This window comes from Jiangella aurantiaca (genome assembly GCF_004349105.1).
Classification (GTDB): Bacteria; Actinomycetota; Actinomycetes; order Jiangellales; family Jiangellaceae; genus Jiangella; species Jiangella aurantiaca.
In genome coordinates this window covers 1-20,604 of the sequence record NZ_SMLB01000011.1, presented here as the reverse complement: position 1 = coordinate 20,604, position 20,604 = coordinate 1, and the positions used below count along the sequence as shown (strand labels likewise).

Here is a 20,604-nt window from a genome sequence, read left to right as displayed (position 1 = left end):
TCAGCAGGTGGGCAACCGCTCGGCGAGGTAGGCCTCGACGCGGTCCAGGCCGATGCGCTCCTGGTGCATGGTGTCGCGGTCGCGGACGGTGACCTCGTCGTCGTCGAGGGTGGCGAAGTCGACGGTGACGCAGAACGGGGTGCCGATCTCGTCCTGACGGCGGTAGCGGCGGCCGATGGCGCCGGCGTCGTCGAACTCGACGTTCCACCGTGACCGCAGCCGGGCGGCGAGGTCGCGGGCCTTCGGCGACAGGTCGGCGTTGCGCGACAGCGGCAGTACGGCCACCTTGACCGGCGCCAGCCGCGGGTCGAACCGCAGGACGTGGCGGGTGTCGACGCCGCCCTTGGCGTTGGGCGCCTCGTCGACGTCGTAGGCGTCGAGCAGGAACGCGAGCACCGAGCGGGTCAGCCCGGCGGCCGGCTCGATGACGTACGGCGTCCAGCGCTCACCCTTCTCCTGGTCGAAGAAGCTGAGGTCCTGGCCGGAGTGCTTGGCGTGCGTCGTCAGGTCGAAATCGGTGCGGTTGGCGACGCCCTCGAGCTCGGCGAACTCCGTCGCTCCGAAGCCGAAGCGGTACTCGATGTCGACTGTCCGCTTCGAGTAGTGCGACAGCTTCTCCTCCGGGTGCTCGTAGAGGCGCAGGTTGTCCTCGGACAACCCCAGCCCGACGTACCAGTTCCAGCGCTCCTGCAGCCAGTATTCGTGCCAGTGCTCGTCGGTGCCGGGTGCGACGAAGAACTCCATCTCCATCTGCTCGAACTCGCGGGTGCGGAAGATGAAGTTGCCCGGCGTGATCTCGTTGCGGAACGACTTGCCGACCTGCGCGATGCCGAACGGCGGCTTCTTGCGCGACGAGTTCATGACGTTGACGACGTTGGCGAAGATGCCCTGCGCGGTCTCGGGCCGCAGGTAGTGCAGCCCCTCCTCGGACTCGACCGGGCCGAGGTACGTCTTGAGCAGGCCGTTGAACATGCGCGGCTCTGTCCAGGAGTCCTTCGCGCCGCACGTGGGGCACGGCACCTCGGCCAGCCCGCCGGCGACGGGGAGCCCGCTGCGCTCGGCGTGCTCCTCCTCCAGCTGGTCCGCGCGGTAGCGGCGGTGGCAGGACTGGCACTCGACCAGCGGGTCGACGAACTCCTCGACGTGCCCGGACGCGACCCACACCTCGCGCGGCAGGATGACCGCGGAGTCGAGGCCGACGACGTCGTCGCGCTGCTGCACCATCGAGCGCCACCACTGCCGGCGGACGTTCTCTTTCAGCTCGACCCCGAGCGGCCCGTAGTCCCAGGCCGAGCGCGTACCGCCGTAGATCTCACCCGTCGGGAAGACGAAACCACGGCGCTTGGCGAGGGAGACGATGGCGTCGACGGGCGCAGGCACGGTGGTCACTCCATTCGGGGTCTCGGCGTCCGGGTCAAGGTTCGAGGGTAGACGACACCGGCTTGCGGCGTCGGCCAGCCGGCCGGGCCGGTCGTCCCCGCACCGCCAGGACCGCCAAGGCCGTGGTCACCGGCACCGCGGCGATGATGCCGAGCCCGCCGACCAGCGCCCGGACGATCTCCTGCGCCACCGCCTCCGTCGTGATGACGTCGGTCACACCCTGGCCCGCGACGCTGAACAGCATCAGCAGCGGCAACGCGGCGCCGACATAGGCCAGGACCAGCGTGTTCACCGTCGCGGCGACGTGCTCGCGGCCGATCCGCAGTCCGGCGCCGAGCAGCGACCGCCGCGACGACGACGGGTCCGCGGCGGCCAGCTCCCACACCGCGGCGCTCTGCGTCACCGTGACGTCGTCGAGCACTCCCAGCGCGCCGATCACCAGCCCGGCGAGCAGCAGCCCGCGCACGTCGATCTCGGTGTTGACGGTGCCCAGGTACGACGCCGCATCGCCGGCCAGCCCGGTGAAGTGCGCCACCGACGTGAACAGCGAGCCCAGCAGCCCGGTGAGGGTGAGGCTGACCAGCGTCCCGATCAGCGCCACCGACGTGCGGACGGACAGCCCGTGCGCCAGGTACAGCGTCACCATCATGATGAGCGAAGCCCCGACGACGGCGACCGGCAGCGGTGACTCCCCCGTCAGCAGGGCCGGCAGCACGAACACCAGCAGCACCACCAGCGAGACGGCCAGACCGCCGAGCGCGGCCAGCCCCTTCCAGCCGGACAGCACGACGACGGCGACGGCGAACAGCCCGGCCAGCCACAGCAGCGGCGCGTCGCGCTGGAAGTCGAGCACCTCGTAGCGGCTCTCCAGCGGCGCGTCTGGCAGCGCGCTGAGCACGACCTCGTCGCCCTCGTGGAACTCCGGCGCGCCGATGCCGAACGGCAGCGGCACGACGGTCTCGACGCCCTCGTCCGGCCCGGCGTCGACTCGGACCCGCGCCTGCAGACACTCGCCGGCGGTGTCCTCGCCCTCAGGTGTCGGCGGCGCCTCGACGACGTCCTCGCACGGCTCGATGGCGAGGATCGTCCCGTCGGTGCGCACACCGGCCTCGATGCTGGGCGGGTCGCCATCCGGCCAGAGCAGGATCAGGCCGGCGATGGTCGCGAGGACCAGCGGGATCAGCACCGCCAGCACCAGCCGGCGCACGTGCGGCCCGGCCGGCGGGGCGGGTTCGGTGCCGTGCAGGTGGACGGCGCTCACGGTTCGCCACGATCGGAACCGGCCGAAGTACGCTTCTCAGCTGAGGCCGCATCGAAATCGGTGGGCACGACGGGCGCGGCGGCGTGGCCGAGCCCCACCTCGTCGGCGTCGGACGCCCGCGCGCTCGGCGCCGCACTCTCCACCGTCGCGACGATCTCGAACGCCGTAGGCTCGTCGACCGCGAGCGACAGCAGCGGCACCGCCTCGAGCTTGGCCTCGTACGACGACAGCGCGCGGCGGTAGGAGCCGACGTTCTCCCACTCACTGCTGACCACCCACAGCTCGGGATCGTCGGCGGCGCGGCCCACGTGTCCGCCGCGCCAGCCGGGCTTGGCCGCGAGCACCTCGAGCGCCCGCCGGGCGCGGTCGCGGAACGACACCGCATCCGCAGGCGGGACGCGGTACCGGGTGACGACGAGCATCGTGATCCTTTCGAGGCCGGCGGCCGCTCGACTCTGTCGGAGCCATGCAGCAGTATGTCGACCATCCACCGTACGATGCTCGGTGATCAGTCCGTCCCGAAGGATCTCCAGTGCCGCAGAACCGCCAGCCACGCCGCAACCCGAACCGCCGGCCCGCCGCGCCGGGCGCCGGGTCGCGTGCGCCGCGGTCCGGCGGCAGCCGCCGCCCCGCCCCGGCCGGCCCGCCGCCCAAGTCGAGCCTGCGCGCCCGCATCGAGGCGGTCAGCTACCCGATGCTGGTCAAGCTCACCGCGGCGCCCAAGTGGCTGCTCGGCGTGGTGACGGCGGCGGTGCTGCTCGGCGGCCTGCTGGCGCCGTCGCCCATCGGCCCGGCACTGCTCGGCCTGGTGGTGCTGTTCCTCACCTGGCTGCTGGTGCTCGCCTGGCCCCGGCTCTCCGCCGGCCAGCGGCTGAGCCGCGGCTTCATCGTCGTCGCGCTCGGCGCCCTCGTGGTCGCCCGCGCCGGCGGCTGGCTGACCTGAATCCGTCGTTCCTGGCGCCACCCGATCCGTGTCGAGGTGCGTGGGTTAGGTTAGGCTATTCTCGCCTCGCCCATCGGAACGCACCCATCGAGGACACCATGACCCGCCGCCGCCCTTCGGCCGTGATCGCCGCCTGCCTGGCCGCCGTCGCACTCGGCCTCACCGCCTGCTCCGACGACGGCGAGGAGGACCCCGTCGCGTCCGCCTCCGACGACGCCCTGGTGATCTACAACGCGCAGCACGAGCAGCTCACCGAGGAGTGGGCCGACGCGTTCACCGCAGAGACCGGCATCGACGTCGTCCTGCGCAACGGGAACGACGCCGAGCTGGGCAACCAGCTGGTGCAGGAGGGCGACCAGTCGCGGGCCGACGTGTTCCTCACCGAGAACTCCCCCGCGATGTCGCTGGTCGAGAACGCCGGCCTGCTGGCGCCGGTCGACCAGGCCACGCTGGACCAGGTGCCGCAGCAGTACCGCCCGTCGTCGGGCCTGTGGACCGGCATCGCGGCGCGCTCGACGGTGTTCGTCTACAACCCGGACGAGCTGCCCGAGGCCGAGCTGCCCGCATCGATCATGGACCTCGCCGGACCCGAGTGGAAGGGCCGCTGGGGCGGGGCACCCGGCGGCGCGGACTTCCAGGCCATCGTGTCGGCCATCCTCGAGCTGACGGGTCCCGACGCGACCAGCGCGTGGCTGGACGGGATGAAGGAGAACGCGACCGTCTACCAGAACAACATCGCGACGATGAAGGCCGTCAACGCCGGCGAGGTGCCCGGCGGCATCATCTACCACTACTACTGGTTCCGCGACCAGGACGGCACGCAGGAGAACAGCGGCAACACCGCGCTGCACTACTTCCGCAACCAGGATCCGGGCGCGTTCGTCAGCGTCTCCGGCGGCGGTGTGCTGGCCTCCAGCGAGAACCAGGACGAGGCGCAGCAGTTCCTCGCGTTCCTCACCGGCGCTACCGGCCAGGAGATCCTCGGCACCGGCTACAGCATGGAGTACCCGGTCGCCAGCGGTGTCCCGGCCGCTCCGGCGCTGCCCACGCTGGATTCGCTGCAGGCTCCGGCCGTCGACCCGTCGAACCTCAACAGCGTCGAGGTCACCGATCTGATGACGGACGCGGGGCTGCTGTAAGGGCCGGTTCGTGGCCGCCACCGACTCTCTCCAGACACCGCCGCGACGTGCGGACGCGGGTTCCGGCGCACCGCCACCCGTCACGCTGGTCGTGGTGGCGGTCGCGCTCGCCGTCGTCATGCTGGTGCCGCTGGGCTACGTGGTGTCGGTGGTGGTGGACGTCGGCTGGGGCACGCTGGAGCCGCTGATCTTCCGGCCGAGGGTCGGCGAGCTGCTGGTCAACACCGTCCTGCTGGTCGTGCTCGGGGTGCCGCTGACAGTGCTGCTCGGCGTCGGCGGGGCGTGGCTGGTGGAGCGGACCACGCTGCCGGCCCGCCGGTTCTGGGCGGTGGTGCTGGTCGCGCCGCTGGCGATCCCGGCGTTCGTCAGCAGCTACGGCTGGGCCAGCGCCGTCCCGTCGATCAACGGGCTCAGCGGCGGGCTGCTGGTGTCAGTGCTGGCGTACTACCCTCTGGTCTACCTGCCGGCGATGGCGGCGATCCGCGGGCTAGACCCGGCGCTGGAGGAGTCGGCGCGCTCGCTCGGGCTGGGCTCGTGGGCGGTGTTCGGGCGGGTCGTGCTGCCACAGCTGCGGCTGGCGATCCTGGGCGGCGGGCTGATCGTCGCGCTGCACCTGCTGGCGGAGTACGGCGCGTTCGCGTTCATCCGGTTCGACACCTTCACCACGGCGATCGTCGTGCAGTACCAGTCGACTTTCGCCGGCCCGGCGGCCGGCGCGCTGGGCGTCGTGCTGTCAGTGCTGTGCCTGACGTTGCTGGTCGCGGAGGCGGGCGCGCGCGGCCGGGCGCGGTATGCACGGGTCGGCGCGGGCGCGGCGCGGGCCGCGGTCCCGCAGCGGCTGGGGGTTCTGACGCCGCTGGTGCTGCTGGCACTGACGGCCCTCGGCGTCGCCGCCGTCGCCATCCCGCTCGCGAGCGTGGTCCGCTGGCTCGGCCGGGCCGGTGGTGGTGCCGCCTGGTCGCAGCCGGAGCTGCCGCAGGCGCTGACACAGACGGTGCTGCTGGCCGGCGGTGGGGCGCTGACGGCGGTGCTGGTGGCGCTGCCGCTGGCCTGGCTCACCGCGCGGCATCCCGGACGACTCAGCCGGCTGCTGGAGGGCACGTCGTACGTCGCGGCCAGCCTGCCCGCGATCATCGTCGCGCTGGCGTTGGTGACGGTGACGCTTCGGGTGCTGCCCGGGCTCTACCAGACGGCGTTCACCGTCGTCCTCGCCTACGTCATGATCTTCCTGCCGCGGGCGCTGGTGCCGCTGCGCTCCGGGATCGCGCAGGCGCCGGTCGTACTGGAGGAGATGGCCCGCTCGCTCGGGCATCCGCCGCTGGTCGCACGGCTGCGGGTCACCCTGCCGCTGCTGGTGCCGTCGATCGCCGCCGGTGCCGCCCTGGTGGGGCTCGGCGCCGCCAACGAGCTGACGGCGACCCTGCTGCTCGCGCCGACCGGCACCCGCACGCTCGCGACCCAGTTCTGGTCGCAGGCGTCGGCGATCGACTACCCGGCCGCTGCGCCGTACGCCCTGCTGCTGATCCTGCTGTCGGTGCCCGCGGTCGCGCTCATGTTCGCCCAGTCCCGGAGGTGGGGGACCCGATGACCACCCTGTCCCTGACCGGCGTCGCCAAGTCGTTCGGCCGCGTCCCGGTGCTGCGGGACGTGTCGCTGACCGTGCCCGCCGGCACCCGCACGGCCGTCGTCGGGGCGTCCGGGAGCGGGAAGAGCACGCTGCTGCGGTTGATCGCGGGGTTCGAGCACGCCGACGAGGGCGAGATCACGCTCGGCGGGACGACGCTGACCGCGCCGGGCCGGTTCGTCGCGGCGCACCGTCGCGGCATCGGCTACGTCGCCCAGGACGGCGCCCTGTTCCCGCACCTCACCGTCGAGCAGAACGTCCGGTTCGGGCTGCCGCGCCGGCGGCGCGACCCCGCTCAGGTCCGCGAGGTGATGGAGCTGGCCTCGCTCGACCCCGCGCTGGCCGGCCGGTATCCGCACCAGCTCTCCGGCGGGCAGCAGCAGCGGGTCGCGCTGGCCCGCGCCCTCGCGCCCGGGCCCGAGGTCGTGCTGCTCGACGAGCCGTTCAGCGCCCTCGACACCGGCCTGCGCGAGCAGACCCGGCAGGCGGTCGTCGAGGCGCTGGAGGCGAGCGGCGTCACCACCCTCCTCGTCACCCACGACCACGACGAGGCGCTGTCGTTCGGCCGGCAGATCGCCGTCATCGCCGGGGGCCGGCTGGTGCAGTCGGGGCCGCCGTCGGCGGTGTTCGACAACCCGGTCAGCGCCGAGGTCGCCGCCTTCCTCGGCGCCGCTATCGTGCTGCCCGCTTGGGCCGGCTCCGCATCCGATGGCGTCGACTGCGCGCTCGGCCGCGTCCCCGTCCGGCACGACCGCAGCAACGGCAGGCCCGGCGCCCGCCTGCTCATCCGGCCGGCCCAGCTGGAGCTGAGGCCCGTCGACGGCGCACACAACGCCGTCGTCGAGGACGTCCGTTCGCGCGGCTCGCACGCCGAGGTGCTGCTGCGGACCGCGGGCACCTCTTCGGTGCTGATCCCGCTGCGGGTGCCCGCCCATGAAGGGCCGGCCTACCGTGCCGGCATGCCGGTCTCGGTGACCGTCGCCGGCGGCGGGGTGCTCTACCCAGCAGACTGAGCGTCGTGGTGGACGACGGGTTCGCGGACGCGGTGGCGCGGGTGCGCTCGCTTGCCTGCGGCGACGGCGTGCTCGCGGCGGACCTGCGGGTGACCGTCCACTTCCAGCCCGACCTGCCGGTCGGCGGCGCCGACGTCATCACGGCGCTGGCCCGCGACGGCGTGTATCGCTCGCAGTTCGAGACCGGGGTGAGCAACGGCGGGCTCACCGCCTTCCGCGGCGGTGACCGATGGCGCTGGGAGAGCCGGCTGTTCGGCCGCTTCTACGACGACCGTCGGGCGGCCGACCGTCCGAAGTACGGATCGCTGAACCACCTGAGCGACGCCTACGGCGGGTCCCCGCGGTTCGGGTCGGCGCACCTGCGGCTGGCCGCGCACGTCGCCGAGCGGACGACGTTCGCCGTGCCGGACAGCGTGTTCGACCCGTCGCACTTCGGCACCGCCGACCGGTTCGCGCTGCTCGAGATGCTGGAGCGGTACCCGTTCGACGACGTCCTCGACCGGTACGTGGAGGCGCATGTGCACGGCCCCATCGACCTGCGCCGCGACGTCGAGGCGATCGTGCTCGACCCGTCATACCGGGGAACGGGGGTGGAGCGAGCGGCGGGCGAGCTGGGCTGTGCGGTGGAGTGGCATCCGGGCTACGGGGTCGCCCTGGAGGTCCTCGCGCGATTCGGCCGGCAGGTCGGGCCCACGCCATGAAGATGATCATGGAGAAACACCCCCCTTTGAGCGCCTCTGAAGGGGGAGTTCTCCGTGATCAACCCGGTAGCGTGAAGGGACGAGCGACGAGCGACTCGCGCGACCCCGTCGACCCGCTCGAATTCCCCATGTACGACCCTGCGCCGTTCGGCTCATGGGGCCCGGGCGACGCCGACCTGCTCAGACGCGACCAGGAGTCGTACCCGCGCCCGCCCGGGCGGCTCCCGGCCTGGCACCCAGCCCGCTGACCAGCGCCGTCGCCCGGCCGGCCAGCCACCAGACGGCGGCACCGGCGGCGAGGGAGGCGGCGACGGCGAGGGCGGGGTGGATGTCATCGAGGTGGGGGTAGACCTGCCAGTGGGTGAGGTAGACGTACAGCGAGCTGCTGGCCAGCACGCTCACCACCCGGTGTGACGGCGCCGGGAAGGGCACGGCGACCAGCCACAGCAGCAGCGCGATCCCGGCGACGATGGCGACCTCGCGGGCGGAGTTGCCGAAGAACCCGGGCACCGTCACGGCCAGCACGAGCGTCAGCCCCAGCCGCTGCCACCAGCGCGACGCCCGCGCGGCCGCCCAGCCGAACGCGAACAGCCAGAACACCGGCATGGTGTGCGGGACGCCGAGGTCGACGACCTCGTACCGGCCCAGCAGGCCCCATCCCAGGAGCACGACCGGGAACATGAACGGGAACCGCCGCTCCAGCCGGTCCACGGATGGGACGGCGAGCAGCGCGGCCATGACGACCAGGACGTAGACGAGCACCTCGACGAACCAGAAGTGCCAGTCCGAGGTCCATGACGGCGGGCCGAGCAGGCCGTTGAGCAGCAGCACGTTGAGCGGGCCGTACTGGTTCGTCAGCAGCACGACGCCGCCGATCCAGAGCATGCTGGGGACCGCGATCCGGGCGATGCCGACGGCCTGCCGGCGCAGCCGCGTCGCCCGGTCGGCGGCGGTCAGCCGGAACCGGGCGAAGTTGAACCCGGCGACCGCCACCAGCACGTGCGCGCCGCCGAGCAGGGTGAACAGCCCGGCGTGCGTACCGACGACGCAGACGATCGCCAGCGCCCGCAGCGCCGCGCCGGTCTCGACCCGCCGCACCCGTACCAGCCCCCGGCCGCGGCCGGCCGGCGCGCCCGCCGCCGCCAGTTCGCGGATCGGCGTCACGTGCCAGTTCGCCGGGACGGTGCCCAGCTCGTCCTCGAGCCGGATCGACACCTCGACGAAGGAGAGCGAGTCGCCGCCGAGGTCGGCGAACGTGCTGTCCAGGGTCGCGTCGGGGCGGCCGAGCAGCTCGGCGTAGAGGGCCCGCAGCCGCTCGGGCGTCTCGGCGCCCTTGTCGTCCCGCTCCGGCTCCGTTCGAGGCGCAGCGGAGACCAACGCTCCCAGCGCCGGGTAGTCGATCTTGCCGTTGACCAGCCGTGGCGGCTCCGCCACGGCCGCGACGGTGACCGCGCGGGCGGGCAGGCCGTACCGGCCGGCGATCTCCTGGCGCACCGCGCCCGGTTCCGCACCGGGTCCGGACACGGCCACCAGCAGCTCGCCGTCGGCACCGGTGCACCGGACGTCCACCCCGGGCCCGGACAGCGCCGTCTCGAGGTGGTCGAGGTCGACCCGCAGGCCGGCGATCTTCACGAACCGGCCGCGCCGCCCGACGATCTCGACCAGCCCCTCCGGCGTGAGACGGGCCAGGTCGCCGGTGCGCAGCGCCGTCACCGTCCGCCCGAGCGCGAGGTCGGCCGGCGACGACGCGTACCCGAGCATCACGTTCGGGCCGTGGTAGACCAGCTCGCCGACGCCGGGTGCCGTGGCCTCGGGCGCCGGCTCGATGACGAACGAGCCGCCCGGAATCGGCACGCCCACCGTCGCCGGGTGCGCATCGGCCAGCTCCGGCGGCAGGTACGCCATCCGCGCGGTCGCCTCCGTCTGCCCGTACATGACGACGAAGTCCCACCCGGCCCGCCGCCCGAGCTGGGCGTAGCGGCGGACGTACGACGGGTCCAGGCGGCCGCCGGCCTGGGTGACGTAGCGCAGCCGCGGCAGCCGCATGCGGGCGAACCCGACACGATCGAGCAGGTCGAACGTGTGCGGGACGCCGGACAGAGTGGTGCCGCCCTCGGCCCGGAACAGGTCCCAGAAGCAGGCGTCGGCCACCGACAGGTCGGTGAGGACGACGGCCGCGCCGCGCAGCAGGTGGGTGTTCACGACGGAGAGCCCGTACACGTAGTGCATCGGCAGCGTCGTGACGGCCCGGTCGGTGTCCCGGATGCCGAGGAACCGCACGATCGACTCCGCGTTGGCCTGCACGTTCCGGTGCGACAGCCGGGCAAGCTTCGGCGACCCGGTCGAGCCGGAGGTCGGCATCAGCAGAGCCAGGTCCGGGTGCAGCTCGTGGGCGGGCACCCGGTGGCGCACGTCCACTTCGCCGCCGGGCAGCAGCACGGCGTCCGGGTCATAGGCGGCCGCGACGGCGCCGGCCTGCGCGGGCGGCACCAGCAGCGCGACGTGCCCGGCGGCCAGCGCGGCGAGGTACGTGACCAGCTGGCCGGGGTCGTTCGCGCCGCTGACCAGGACCAGCTTCCGGCCCGCGCCGAGCCGGGCCGCCGTCGTGGTGACCCGCTCGGCCAGCTCGCGGTAGGTCCAGCGGTCGCCCCCGGCGACGACGGCGAGCCGGTCGCCGTGGCGGGCGAGGTCGCGCGCGAACGGGACGACGGCAGGCGCGGCAGGCACCGGTCCTCGAGGCAGCGGCGACACCACCGTCATACCGCTCACGCACCGTCCGCACGGAGCCGCTGTTGCACAGCGACTGTTGATAAGGCGAGCCTTACCTTAAGGGCTGATGGACGGACATTTCAAGACGAGCGGGCGACTGGCGCTCGGCTCGGCGGCTGCCGACTGCCATCCTGTTGAGCCATTGCGAACGCAGGGGGTCGTCCGTGCAGCAACCACGCAGTGCTGACGCTGGGCTCCCCTGTCACGGCCATCACCCACCTGAGGTGGTCGCGACCACCGGGTCCGAGGCCTGGCCGGCCAGTGCGGGGCGGCCGGGGTCGGGCTCGGTGAACGCGTAGACGCGGAACTCGTACGCTGTCGACGGCGCCAGCCCGGTCACGTCGAGCGAGGTCGCGTCCGGTCCAAGCCGGCCGGCCAGCTCCCACAGTTCCGTGCCGGCGACCCGCCGCTCGACGTCGTAGCCGTCGGCGCCGTCGACGGGGGTCCAGCCGACCCGGACGGCAGATGCCGACGCGGCGACGGCGGTGACGCCGGTCGTCGGCCCCGGCACCGGGTCCCGGGTGACCATGACCGCGTCGGCGATGACGAAACCGTCGGCGGCGTTGGACAGCTCCACCCGTCCGGCCGCGCCCGCCTCGAAGCGGTACGCCCCGAGGCCTACCCACACACCCGGCCGCGCGTCGCCCACGACCCGCGCCTGTCCGCGCTGGTCGATCGGCACCATGGTGGCCCCGTCGGCGTGGTGAACGGTGAACGGCGCGTCGGAGGCGCGGTTGGCGTGTGCGACGGACCACGCGAGCACGTGGTACTCCCCCGTGACCGGGACATCCACCTGCCAGCTCACCGACCGCTCGCCGGAACCGGCCGGCGCGGACCGGTAGCTGACGCCGAAGTACGGGTGCCCGGCCTGCCCGGTGGCCCGGCTCCACGTGCCGGTCATGCGGAAGACGCCGACCGAGTCGTCGTCGACCACGACGTCGCGGTGCACCTCGTCCGAGGGGTGCTCGGCGGCGATCAGCGTGAGCTCGTCGGGCGCGATCGTGGTGCCGCGGAGCCGGCCCGGCTCCAGCAGCGTGAACCGGATCCGGTGCGGCCCGCGGTCGAGATCGACGGTGCCGTGCTGGTAGGTCTGGTAGGCGTCGCCGCTGTCCAGGCTCGGGTCGAGCACGCCGTCGGGCAGCACCTGGCCGTCGATGCTCACCTGGATCCGGCCGGCGTCCTGCCCGCGGGCGTACCGGACGGCGACCTCGAACGCGCCCTCCTCCCGGGCGAGCCGGAACGGCAACTCCAGGTAGTCGCCGGGGCCGGTCGCGGCGTACGTCAGCGCGGCGCCGCCACGGGCGTTCCCGTCGGCGACGGCGGCCGGCCGCGGCCAGGGCAGCCGCTCGCGGACGGTCTCGTCCAGCGGCAGGTGCACGACGGCGTCCCCGGCAGCCGGGGCCCCGGCAGCCCGCGACGACGCGAGCGCCGCCACCTCGTCCGCCGTCAGCACCCGGTCGTAGAGCCGCACCTCGTCGACGCCGCCAGTCAGCCGGTTCGCGCCGTCCGGCCGCTGCCCGACATGGATGCCCTCGCGGGCGCTGAACGCGAGGTCGCCGGTCGGGGACGCCGCCTGCGCGACCCGCACGCCGTCGACGTACAGCTCGATGGCGCCGCCGCCGCGGGTCAGCGCGACGTGATGCCACTGCCCGTCGGCGTACGCACCCGGCGCGGTCAGGGTGGCAGTGGCCAGGCCGGTGTCGATGAGCGCCTGGACCCGGTTGCCGCCCGGCTCGGCACGCAGCCACCACTGCGGCGTGGCCGAGCCCCACCCGTAGGCCCAGAGGATCGCCTGCGTGTCCGGGCGGTCGGTGCGGAACCAGGCCGACGCGGTGTACGTGTCGCCGGCGGCCCTGACCGCGTCGGTCGCGGGAATCTCCAGGTGGTCGTCGCCGTCGAGGACGAACCCGCCGTCGCCGGGGACCGGCACGCCACCGACGACGGCGTCGTTCCCGCCGGCGACGTCGGGGGTGACGGTCTGCGTGGCCGGCGGCTCGGCGGACGGCCGGACGACGGCACCCGCGGCGTCGCCCAGTTCGACCGCGTGCTCGGTGATCCCGGTCCCGTCGCCGGTGTCGCGGCCGTTCGTCAGCCAGGCGAGGTCGAAGCGCGCCATGACCAGCCGCGCCGGCGAGCCGAGGATCTCGCCGTCGCGGCCGTAGAACAGCAGGATCGTGCCGTCGGACAGCGTCGCCATGTCGGAGTAGTACGACGGCCCCGGGTTGACGATCGCGTCGTAGCGGTAGGTGGCGCCGTCGTCGTAGCTGACCGAGACGGTGAGGTTCTCGCGCCGGGCGGAGTCCGGCCGCGAGTGCAGCAGCCGGCCGACGCCGTCGGGGCCCTCGAACCGCAGGAAGCCGGCGTCGACGGCGTTGTAGCGGCCGGTGACCGGCTCGTGCACCGGGTCGGACCACGTCTCGCCGCCGTCGGTGCTGACGGCGCTGATCCGCAGCCGGTGCCCGCCCGCCGCCGACCGCCCGTTCACCACCAGCGCGCCGTCGCCGCGCTCGTAGACGCGGCTCTCGTTGATCGGGTAGTTGACGTCGACGGGAATCGGCTCGCCCGTGTGCCAGGTGGCGCCGTGATCGTCGCTGTAGATCATCGAGACGCCGTAGAGCCGCTCGGGCGTCGTGTGGCCGACCACCTCTCGGCGGTGCAGCACCTGCATGACCAGACGGCCGCCCTTCAGCTGGAGGCCATGGCCGGGCCCGGGACCGTGCAGCGTCCAGTCGTAGGGGTTGCCGGCGAACAGCTCGTCCAGTTCCACCGGCGCGGACCACGTGACGCCGTCGTCGGTGCTGCGGCTCAGGTAGATCTCCTGACGGTCGCCGGAGCAGCCGGTGTTGGCGGGGTCGAGGATCGAGAGGCCGAAGAACAGGAAGATCTCGCCGGTGTCGCGGTCGACGACGGGCGTCGGGTTGCCCCAGGACTGCCCGTCCACCGACGGGACGATTATCCGGCTCGGCTCCCAGCTGTCGCCGCCATCGGTGCTGCGGCGCAGCACGATGTCGCGCGGCCCGGCGTCGCAGACCTCGTGCCGGCCCTCGGTGAACGCCAGGATCGTGTCCGACGGCGTCACGGCCAGGCCCTGCACGTGGTAGCTCTCGTGCGGGCCGTCGGCGGCGGAGTCCCACAGCACGGTCTCGTCGAACTCCCCCGGCCGCTCGTCGGCAGCCGGGGCCGGAGCCGCCGGTTCCGCCGTCGCCGGCGGCACCACCCCCAAGGTCAAGGCGGCGGCCGTCGCCGCCGCCAGTACCCGCCAAGTCCGCCGTCGCGATCGCCCGGCCCTCAGCACGCCGCCTCCTGGACCCTAATACGTATTAGAGATGATGGCCTCGACGTTACCGGGACATTTCAGGCATCGGCAATGGTCTTCTCGCGCACCGAGCTGCAGCGCGCCGACCAGCGATCACCGCCCGCCGCCGACCAGATTCGCCATCCCCACCCGTTGATCTTGGAGTTGTTCGGCCATCTATCGGACATTCCAGGCAGTAAAGCCGAAGAACTCCAAGATCAACTTTGATGTGGGGGTGCCAGGCGCGCCCGGCGGCGCGTCAGGCGGCGCAGCGCGGGCAGGTGCCGAAGATCTCCAGTGTGTGCGACACGTCGGTGTAACCGTGCTGGTCGGCGACGGACTTGGCCCATCGCTCGACCGTCGGGCCGGCGATCTCGACCGTGGCGCCGCAGGACCGGCAGACCAGGTGGTGGTGGTGCTCCTCGCGGACGCAGCGGCGGTAGACCGCCTCGCCGGCGTCGGAACGCAGGACGTCGACCCGGCCGTCGTCGGCGAGGGTCTGGAGGGTGCGGTAGACGGTGGCGAGACCGACGCCGGCACCGCGGGTGCGCAGCAGGGCGTGCAGCTCCTGGGCGCTGATGAAGTCCTCGGTCTCGTCGAGCACCTCGTCGACCGCAGCGCGCTGCCGCGTCCGGCGGTGTTCCTTGGCCGGCTGATCGCGTACCGTCACCTGAGTCGCCCGCTCCCTGTCGATTCTCATTACCAACTCAAGTCTAGCTCCGGACGACCGCCGGAGACGAGCAGCGACGCGAGCGATGTACCAGACCCGCGGCTGTTTTGACAATGGTTGTCAGTCTTGATGAGAATGTGTCCCATGAAGAACCGTCGTGCGGCAGCGGCCGCGCTGAGCTCCGTCGCCCTCGCCGGTCTGGCCCTCGCGGGCTGTGGCTCCGACGACGACCCCACGGCGAGTGGCGGCGACGGGCCCACCGTCGCCGCGTCGTTCTATCCCCTGGCGTTCGTGACCGAACGCGTCGCGGGCGAGAACGCCACCGTCGAGAACCTCACCCAGGCCGGCGGCGAGCCGCACGACCTCGAGCTGACCGGCCAGCAGGTCGGTCAGATCGCCGACGCCGACCTGGTCGTGTACCTGGCCGGCTTCCAGCCGTCGGTCGACGAGGCGGTCGAGCAGAACGCCGAGGACCGTGCCCTCGACGTCGCGGGCCTGGTCGAGCTGCTCGACGAGCCGGCGGGCGAGGACGAGCACGCGGAGGGCGAGCACGCGGGCGAGGGCGAGCACACTGAAGAGGAGCACGCCGAGGAGGAGCACGCCGAGGAAGAGGAGGGCCACGAGCACGGCGAGCTCGCCGGCGACCCACACATCTGGCTCGACCCGACGAACCTGGAGTCGGTCGCCGACGCCGTCGCCGACCGGCTGGCCGAGGCCGACCCGGACCACGCCGACGACTACCGGGCCAACGCCGACGCCCTGAAGACCGACCTCCAAGCTCTGGACGGCGAGTTCGAGACCGGCCTCGCGCAGTGCACGCAGCGGGTGATCGTCACCTCGCACGAGGCGTTCGGCTATCTGGCCGCCGCCTACGACCTCGAGCAGGTCGGCATCTCCGGCCTCGACCCGGAGGCCGAGCCGTCGCCGCAGCGGCTGGCCGAGGTGCAGGACGTCGTGCAGGCCGAGGGCGTCACCACGATCTTCTACGAGCGCCTGGTCAGCCCGGACGTCGCCGAGACGCTCGCCGGCGACCTCGGCGTCCAGACGGCGGTGCTCGACCCGATCGAGGGGCTCACCGACGACACCGCCGACCAGGACTACTTCAGCCTGATGCGAGGCAACCTGGAGGCACTGCGAACCGCCAACGGGTGTTCGTGAGTACGGTGACCTCATGAGAGCAGCCGTCGTCGACGTCCGCGGGCTGCGGATCGACCTCGACGACCGCCCGGTGCTGCACGGCGTCGACCTGAAGGTCGTCGAGGGCGAGGTCGTCACCCTGCTGGGAGCCAACGGATCGGGCAAGTCGACGCTGGTCCGCACGACGGTCGGCCTGGTGCCGGCCGTCGCCGGCGAGGTGCGGCTGTTCGGCACGCCGCTGAGATCCTTCCGCGACTGGTGGCGGGTCGGGTACGTGCCGCAGCGCACGACGGCGGCGGCCGGGGTCCCGGCGACGGTGCGCGAGGTCGTCGCCGCCGGACGGCTCGCCCGCCGGACGCTGTTCCGGCCCGCCCGCAAGGCCGACCGCGCGGCCGTCGACCACGCGATCGAGCTCGTCGGGCTGTCCGAGCACGCCGGCCGCAGCGTCGCCAGCCTCTCCGGCGGGCAGCAGCAGCGGGTGCTCATCGCCCGCGCCGCCGCCTCGGAGCCTGATCTGCTGGTCCTCGACGAGCCCAACGCCGGCGTCGACCACCGCAGCCAGGAGGCGTTCGCCCGCGCGCTGCGGACCTTCGTCGCGTCCGGCCGGACGGTGCTGCTGGTGCTGCATGACATGGGCCCGCTGGCGCCGCTGGTCGACCGCGGCGTCGTGCTCGACTCCGGCCGGGTCGTCCACGACGGCCCGCTGCCGACACCGTCGATGACGCTGACCGGCCCGCCGGACCACCACGACGACCACCGCGAGGACTACGGGGCGGGCCTGTTCGGATGAGCTTCCTCGACTACGACTTCATGCAGCGGGCGCTGGTCGCGGCCGTGCTCACGGGCCTGGCCGCGCCCGCCGTCGGCACCTACCTGGTGCAGCGGCGGCTGGCGCTGATGGGCGACGGCCTCGGGCACGTCGCGCTGACCGGTGTCGCCATCGGCCTGGCGACCGGCTGGGCGCCGGTGTGGACGTCGGTCGCGGTGGCCGTGCTCGGCGCGCTGGCCATCGACGTCGTGCGGGCCAAGGGCCGGGCGTCGGCCGACGTCGCGCTGGCGATGCTGTTCTACGGCGGCATCGCCGGTGGCGTACTCATCACCGGGCTGGCCGGCAGCACGGCGGCGACGCTCAACACGTACCTGTTCGGCTCGATCACGACGGTGTCCGCGGACGACCTGTGGGTGGTCGCCGTCCTGGCCGTCGTGGTCATCGCGCTGGCGGTGGGGCTGGCGCCGCAGCTGTTCGCCGTCTGCCAGGACGAGGAGTTCGCCCGGGTCAGCGGCCTGCCGGTGCGGCTCTACAGCATGCTGATCGCCGTCATGGCCGCGGTCACCGTCACCGTCGCCATGCGGACGGTGGGGCTGCTGCTGGTCAGTGCGCTCATGGTGGTCCCGGTGGCGACCTCGCAACAGCTCACCCGCAGCTTCCGGACGACGTTCGCGCTGGCGCTCGCGCTCGGCCTGGTCCCGTCGGTGGCCGGCGTGATGTTCTCGTACTACGTCGACGTCGCGCCGGGCGCGAGCATCGTCGTCGCGTCGCTGATCGGGTTCATCCTGGCCTGGCCGGTCGGCTCGCTGCTGCGGCGCCGGCGCGCCGCGAGCACCGCCAACGGCGAGGACCCGCGGGTCACCGGAGCGCACGTCCCCGCCGAGCGGCACCCGCACCAGCACGACCCCGAGTGCGGCCACCCGGCCGTCGAGCACGACGACCACACCGACTATCTGCACGACGGCCATCTGCACGCCGCGCACGGGCGCCACTACGACGAGCATTGACCGGACGCTGTCGGCGGCATGCCCCACAATGGGGCGAATGGACGGGGGAATCGAGGACCTGCTGCGCGAGCAGGCGCCGCAGGTGCTGGGTGCGCTGGTGCGCCGCTACGGGCACTTCGACGCCGCCGAGGACGCCGTCCAGGACGCGCTGCTGGCGGCCGCGGTCCAGTGGCCCGACGACGGCGTGCCCGACAATCCGCGCGCCTGGCTCATCACCGTCGCCTCGCGGCGGCTCACCGACCAGCTGCGCAGCGAGTCGGCCCGGCGCCGGCGGGAGGAGACGGCGGCCGCGCTGACCCCGTCCGACGGGCAGTTCGCCGCCCCACCGGCCGACGAGCAGCCGCCCGACACCGACGACACGCTGACGCTGCTGTTCATGTGCTGCCACCCGGCGCTGTCGGCGCCGTCGCAGGTGGCGCTGACGCTGCGCGCCGTCGGCGGCCTCACGACGACGCAGATCGCGCGGGCGTTCATGGTGCCCGAGACCACCATGGGGCAGCGGATCAGCCGGGCCAAGCAGAGCATCAAGACCGCCGGCGCCCGGTTCGACCTGCCGCCCGAGGAGGACCGCGCCGAGCGGCTGCGCGCCGTCCTGCACGTGCTCTATCTGATCTTCAACGAGGGCTACACGGCCACGTCCGGCGCCGACCTGCACCGGGTCGAGCTGACCGCCGAGGCGATCCGCCTGACCCGCCAGGTGCACCGGCGGCTCCCCAAGGACGGCGAGGTCACCGGGCTGCTGGCGCTGATGCTGCTCACCGACGCGCGGCGGGCGGCGCGCACCCGGCCCGACGGCAGCCTGGTGCCGCTGGCCGAGCAGGACCGCGGCCGCTGGGACAAGGCGGCCATCGACGAAGGCGTCGCGCTGGTCACCGACGCACTCAAGCACGGTGAGCTGGGGCCGTACCAGGTGCAGGCGGCCATCGCGGCGGTGCACGACGAGGCGCCGGCCTCCGACGACACCGACTGGCCGCAGATCGTGGCGCTCTACGAGGTGCTGGAACGGCTCTCCCCCAACCCGATGGTGACGCTGAATTACGCCGTCGCGGTCGCGATGGTCGACGGTCCGCGGGCCGGGCTGGCGCTGCTCGAGACGCTGGCCGGCGACAGCCGGCTGGCCGAGCACCATCGGCTGGAGGCGGTGCGAGCGCACCTGCTCGAGATGGCCGGCGACACCAACGCTGCGCAGGCCGCCTACCGGCTGGCCGCACAACGCACCACGAGCCTGCCCGAACAGCGCTACCTGGAAGACAAGGCCGCCCGGCTCGGCGCACCGGAATGATCAGCGTCGTCAATAGCAGCAGAAATGAGGTCGCCTATTTCAGCCCGTGGTTTCCCGCTACGCGTCACGAATGCGCTCGGCAGCCCCGCGAAGTACGCCGGTCGCCGTCCGGCCGGCCGATCCGGTGGCCGCGCCGCTGCTGGGCGCCGGTCGGTGGTTGCTGCGTCAATCGCGCGGACAACCCGATACAGAGCGGGCCGAGCGCACATAATCTGGACAGAGGAATGCCGCCGTCGCCGGCGAGAATGGGCCTGCCGAAGCGTTATCATGATGCGTTCGATCGGGGCGAGTGAATCATTCTCCGGTGCGCTGGCGGACATGCCTGTTAATTGGCGGGTGGTTGTACGAGTACAAGTGAGCTGTCGGTGCTCAGAGGAGCTGTCATGAACGCGTCGGAGGGGCCCGCGGAGCGGCACCCGATCGGGTACTGGCTCAAGCTGGTCGATCGCCTGATCGACCAGGGGTTCGACGCTGTCCTGGGCAGTGCCGCCGTCACGCCGCGGCACTGGCAGATCCTCAACCTGCTCGAGGCCGGTCCGGCCACCTACGCCCAGATCGACGACGAGGCGGCGCTCTACCTCGCGCCGCACATGCCCACCGTCCGCCCCGTGGTCGACGACCTCTGCAACCGCGGCTGGGCCACCCCGGTCGGGCCCGACCGCGTCGCGCTGACCGAGACCGGCGTGAAGGCGCTCAGCGACATCCAGTCCCGGGTCGCCACCGACCGGCAGCGGGTCACCGAGGGCATCACCGACGACGAGTACCGCGCCGCCGTCGAGGTGCTGGCGCGTATGGCCACGAACCTCGGCTGGCGCGAAGAGCGCGACATGGGCCCCATCTGACGGCACCCGGCTCAGACGGCGGGTGCGGCCGGGTCCGCTCCCCCGTACCGGCGGTCGCGCTTGGCGTAGATCTCGATCGCCTCCCACAGCCGGCGCCGGTCGAAGTCGGGCCACAGGGTGTCGAGGAACACCATCTCGGCGTACGCCGACTGCCAGAGCATGAAGTTCGACGTGCGCTGCTCTCCCGACGGCCGGACGAACAGGTCGACGTCGGGGAGGTCGGGGTTGTAGAGGTAGCGGCCGAGGGTCCGCTCGTTGACCTTGTCCGGCCGCAGCCGCCCGGCGGCGACGTCGGCGGCCAGCGCGGCGGCAGCGTCGCCGAGTTCGGCCCGTCCGCCGTAGTTGACGCAGAACTGCAGTGTGATGACGTCGTTGTCGCGGGTACGCCGCTCGGCGTCCTGCAGCTCGCTGATGACGCTCTTCCACAGCCGCGGGCGGCGGCCGGCCCACCGGATCCGCACGCCGAGGGCGTCCAGCTCGTCGCGCCGGCGGTGGATGACGGTGCGGTTGAAGCCCATGAGGAAGCGCACCTCCTCGGGCGAGCGGCGCCAGTTCTCGGTGGAGAAGGCGTACACGGACAGGCAGCGCACGCCGATCTCGATGGCGCCGTGGATGACGTCGAGCAGGACCGCCTCGCCGGCCTCGTGGCCCCGGGTGCGCGGCAGTCCGCGGGCGTTGGCCCAGCGGCCGTTGCCGTCCATGACCAGGGCGACGTGCGCGGGCACCAGGTCCGGCGGGATGGGCGGCGGGACGGCTCCGGACGGGTGCGGGG

Annotated in this window: 16 protein-coding genes and 1 pseudogene; 10 read left to right on the top strand and 7 right to left on the bottom strand. The window is 72.9% G+C overall.

Features of this window, described 5'->3' with window-relative positions:
• The 3 genes and pseudogenes from E1262_RS10660 to E1262_RS32035 all read right to left on the bottom strand — a co-directional run.
• On the bottom strand, positions 1-1,380 hold the full coding sequence (locus E1262_RS10660) for a glycine--tRNA ligase (protein ID WP_132103115.1): 1,380 nt from the start codon (positions 1,378-1,380) through the stop codon (positions 1-3).
• 34 nt (positions 1,381-1,414) lie between these two features.
• On the bottom strand, positions 1,415-2,641 hold the full coding sequence (locus tag E1262_RS10655) for a YibE/F family protein (protein WP_132103114.1): 1,227 nt from the start codon (positions 2,639-2,641) through the stop codon (positions 1,415-1,417).
• A 149-nt stretch (positions 2,642-2,790) separates the two neighbouring features.
• Positions 2,791-3,063, bottom strand: a pseudogene (locus E1262_RS32035) (antibiotic biosynthesis monooxygenase family protein); the annotation flags it as partial.
• Between the two features lie 110 nt (positions 3,064-3,173).
• Between E1262_RS32035 and E1262_RS10645 the strand changes: the two are divergent.
• The 5 genes from E1262_RS10645 to E1262_RS10625 all read left to right on the top strand — a co-directional run bounded on the left by E1262_RS10645 (position 3,174) and on the right by E1262_RS10625 (position 8,061).
• A complete protein-coding gene (locus E1262_RS10645) occupies positions 3,174-3,584 on the top strand; it encodes a DUF6703 family protein (protein ID WP_132103112.1) in 411 nt (136 codons plus the stop codon).
• Positions 3,585-3,682: 98 nt separating this feature from the next.
• Entirely contained in the window at positions 3,683-4,723 is a 1,041-nt protein-coding gene (locus E1262_RS10640; protein WP_132103111.1) for an iron ABC transporter substrate-binding protein, read from the top strand.
• Between the two features lie 118 nt (positions 4,724-4,841).
• Positions 4,842-6,311, top strand: a complete 1,470-nt coding sequence (locus E1262_RS10635; protein ID WP_132103186.1) for an ABC transporter permease — start codon at positions 4,842-4,844, stop codon at positions 6,309-6,311.
• On the top strand, positions 6,308-7,360 hold the full coding sequence (locus tag E1262_RS10630; protein WP_132103110.1) for an ABC transporter ATP-binding protein: 1,053 nt from the start codon (positions 6,308-6,310) through the stop codon (positions 7,358-7,360). The genes E1262_RS10635 and E1262_RS10630 overlap by 4 nt, the downstream gene beginning before the upstream one ends.
• A gap of 5 nt (positions 7,361-7,365) precedes the next feature.
• Positions 7,366-8,061, top strand: a complete 696-nt coding sequence (locus tag E1262_RS10625) for a DUF3626 domain-containing protein (protein WP_203453749.1) — start codon at positions 7,366-7,368, stop codon at positions 8,059-8,061.
• 180 nt (positions 8,062-8,241) lie between these two features.
• Here the strand turns inward: E1262_RS10625 and E1262_RS31695 are convergent, their stop codons facing one another.
• The 3 genes from E1262_RS31695 to E1262_RS10610 all read right to left on the bottom strand — a co-directional run bounded on the left by E1262_RS31695 (position 8,242) and on the right by E1262_RS10610 (position 14,795).
• Positions 8,242-10,821, bottom strand: coding sequence for an AMP-binding protein (locus tag E1262_RS31695; protein WP_132103184.1), 2,580 nt, complete (start codon positions 10,819-10,821; stop codon positions 8,242-8,244).
• Positions 10,822-11,041: 220 nt separating this feature from the next.
• Entirely contained in the window at positions 11,042-14,125 is a 3,084-nt protein-coding gene (locus E1262_RS10615; RefSeq protein ID WP_132103109.1) for an exo-alpha-sialidase, read from the bottom strand.
• 259 nt (positions 14,126-14,384) lie between these two features.
• The gene (locus E1262_RS10610) at positions 14,385-14,795 is read right to left on the bottom strand and encodes a Fur family transcriptional regulator (protein WP_238992896.1); all 411 of its coding nucleotides are present in this window, start codon (positions 14,793-14,795) and stop codon (positions 14,385-14,387) included.
• A 144-nt stretch (positions 14,796-14,939) separates the two neighbouring features.
• Here E1262_RS10610 and E1262_RS10605 point away from each other — a divergent pair, with 144 nt between their 5' ends.
• The 5 genes from E1262_RS10605 (at position 14,940) to E1262_RS10585 (ending at position 19,832) form a co-directional block, all read left to right on the top strand.
• The gene (locus tag E1262_RS10605; RefSeq protein ID WP_132103107.1) at positions 14,940-15,953 is read left to right on the top strand and encodes a metal ABC transporter substrate-binding protein; all 1,014 of its coding nucleotides are present in this window, start codon (positions 14,940-14,942) and stop codon (positions 15,951-15,953) included.
• A 13-nt stretch (positions 15,954-15,966) separates the two neighbouring features.
• The gene (locus E1262_RS10600; RefSeq protein ID WP_132103106.1) at positions 15,967-16,722 is read left to right on the top strand and encodes a metal ABC transporter ATP-binding protein; all 756 of its coding nucleotides are present in this window, start codon (positions 15,967-15,969) and stop codon (positions 16,720-16,722) included.
• Positions 16,719-17,708 (top strand): metal ABC transporter permease, encoded by a 990-nt coding sequence (locus tag E1262_RS10595; protein WP_132103105.1) that lies wholly within the window; start codon positions 16,719-16,721, stop codon positions 17,706-17,708. The genes E1262_RS10600 and E1262_RS10595 overlap by 4 nt, the downstream gene beginning before the upstream one ends.
• A gap of 37 nt (positions 17,709-17,745) precedes the next feature.
• A complete protein-coding gene (locus tag E1262_RS10590; protein ID WP_132103104.1) occupies positions 17,746-18,990 on the top strand; it encodes an RNA polymerase sigma factor in 1,245 nt (414 codons plus the stop codon).
• Between the two features lie 383 nt (positions 18,991-19,373).
• Positions 19,374-19,832: a MarR family winged helix-turn-helix transcriptional regulator gene (locus E1262_RS10585; protein WP_132103103.1), complete on the top strand. Its 459-nt coding sequence runs from the start codon at positions 19,374-19,376 to the stop codon at positions 19,830-19,832.
• Positions 19,833-19,843: 11 nt separating this feature from the next.
• On the opposite strand, the gene E1262_RS10580 is transcribed toward E1262_RS10585, so the two are convergent.
• The coding region (locus E1262_RS10580) for an isoprenyl transferase (protein ID WP_203453747.1) at positions 19,844-20,604 on the bottom strand (761 nt) is incomplete at its 5' end.